The sequence below is a fragment of the Cupriavidus basilensis genome (assembly GCF_029335485.1).
GTDB classification, from domain to species: Bacteria; Pseudomonadota; Gammaproteobacteria; order Burkholderiales; family Burkholderiaceae; genus Cupriavidus; species Cupriavidus basilensis_E.
In genome coordinates this window covers 1-2,220 of sequence record NZ_JARJLM010000685.1, presented here as the reverse complement: position 1 = coordinate 2,220, position 2,220 = coordinate 1, and the positions used below count along the sequence as shown (strand labels likewise).

The following is a 2,220-nucleotide window of genomic DNA, read 5'->3' as shown; positions in this document are numbered from 1 at the left end:
GCCGGTACAAGATTGTTACCACGCGGGGCGGCCCCCGGGCCGCCCCGCGGTCCCGCCTAGAACGTCGTGCGCACGCCCAGCTTCACGCTGCGTCCTGCCAGCGGCGCGATGTCGCGCAGGATGGAGGTGGCGCTGCGGGCGTCCTGGTTGGTCAGGTTGTCGCCGCGCAGGTAGACCAGGGTCTGGGTGCCCGCCATCTTGAACTTGTAGGTGATGGAGACGCCGAGCAGGGTGTAGGCGTCGGTGGGCGTGTCGTTGGCCGGCACGCGCGATTGCCGGGCGGCGTAGGTCACGTCCGCGCGCGCGCCCCAGGGGCCGGCGCCGTACACCACGGCGCCGCCCAGGCGCAGCGGCGACAGGCGCGGCAACGGCTGGCCGGTGTTGCGGTTCTCGCCATGCACGTAGTCGGCGCGGGCTTCCAGGTCCACCGTGTCGCTGCCGGTCAGCAGTTTCTGCCAGACGCGCGCGCGGCCTTCGGCCTCGAAGCCATACAGCGTGGCGGGCACGCCCATGTACTGCATCACCGGCAGCGCGCCGGCGCTGCCCGGGGTCACCAGGTCGCCCTCGGCGTCGCGCGCGGTGCCGGTGTTGGTGAGCGCCAGGTAGTTCGAGAAGCGGCTGTAGTAGCCCGACAGGCTGGCGCTGTGCGGGCCCGACTTGAAGCGCACGCCCAGATCCAGCGAGGTGGCGCGCTCCTTGGCGGCGTTGGGGTCGCCCTGCTCCCAGGAGCCCGTGGCCACGTGAGGACCGTTGGCGTAGAGCTCGTAGAAGGTGGGCGCGCGCTCCGTGTAGGCCAGGTTGCTGGTCAGCGACCAGGCCGGGGCCAGCTTGTAGAGCAGGCCGGCCGAGGCGCTGCCGGCGTTGAAGCTGCGGCTGGCATCGGCGAAGCGCTCGTTGCCGTTGGCCTGCGCCTTGACGCGGGTGTGGTCCATGCGCCCGCCCAGGTTGAGCTTGAGGTCGCCGCCGGCGCTCAGCGGCATTTCCTCGAAGATGAACAGGGCGGCATTGTCGGTGTCCGTGCTTGGCACGAAGGCTTCTTCGCCGAGCGCGGAGAAGCGCGTCGAGCCGAACTGGGTGCCGATCACGCCGGTCATGCGGCCGATGCGCGCGTGCTTTGCCTCGATGCGGGCATCCCAGCCGTTGTTCTTGAAGACGGTGCCGGTCTGGCCGGCGTCGATCTCCTTGTGCTCGTAGTCGGTATAGCTGAACTTGCTCTTGACCGATTCGATGAAGCCGCCCGTGTTGCCGGCCAGGTTGCGCACCTCGCCTTCGACCGCGAAGCGCTGCTGGCGCATCTGCAGGCGCACGGAATCCTCGGCCGGGGTGCCGTATTCGTTGTGGTATTCGCTGTAGTTGGCGCCGACGAAGCCATCGGCCCAGGTGTAGGCGCCGCCCAGCGAGCCGCCCGACTGCTGCGCGCTGCTGTTGGGCAGACGGCCGTAGGCCTCGCTCTGGCCTTCCTCCAGCGGCTGGCTGTTGCGCAGGCTGGCGCTGCGCGCATAGCCGGGGATGCGCAGGTTGCTGGTCTTGCGGGCGAAGGCGTCGGCGTGGATGGCGATCTGGCCATTGCCGGCTTCGAGCAGGCCGCTGGCGTTGCGCGCGCTGTCGCCGCCGGCGGTGGCGCTGGCGTCGACCGCGCCGCCGATGCCCTGGATCGGTTCCTTGGGGATGCGGTTGTCGATGACGTTGACCACGCCGCCGATGGCGTTGCCGCCGTACATCAGCGCGGCGGGGCCGCGTACCACTTCAATGCGTTCGGCCACCAGCGGGTCCACCGGCACGGCGTGGTCGTTGGACAGGGTGGAGGCGTCGATGGTGCTGCCGCCGTTTTGCAGCACCTTGATGCGGTCGCCGTCCAGGCCGCGGATGATCGGGCGGCTGGCATTGGGGCCGAAGTAGCTGGAGGACACGCCCGGCAGCTTGTCCAGGGTGTCGCCCAGCGTGCTGCCCTGGCGCACGGCGAGGGCATCGCCGCCCAGGGTGGAGACCGGCGCAACCAGGTCGTTGAGTTCGCTGCCCAGCGGGTTGGCGGTGACCACGACCTCGCGCAGGGTGGTGGTGGCGCCGGGGGCGGGGGCGTTCTGCGCGAAGGCGCCGCTGCAGGCGGAGGCGATCAGGGCGGCGACGGCGGCGAGCGGCTTGCGCCGCAGGGTATTTTCTTGCTGGAAACGGAAAGACATGGCTCGCGTTCTTCTTGAATGGGGTCGAGCACGCAGCGCA

The 2,220-nt window shown here is 70.1% G+C and carries 1 protein-coding gene; it reads right to left on the bottom strand.

Annotated elements, in window-relative coordinates; genetic code table 11:
- Nucleotides 1–56 precede the first annotated feature (56 nt).
- Complete coding sequence (locus tag P3W85_RS42300; protein WP_276269201.1) at nt 57–2,180, bottom strand: TonB-dependent receptor; 2,124 nt, start codon at nt 2,178–2,180, stop codon at nt 57–59.
- Nucleotides 2,181–2,220 lie beyond the last annotated feature (40 nt).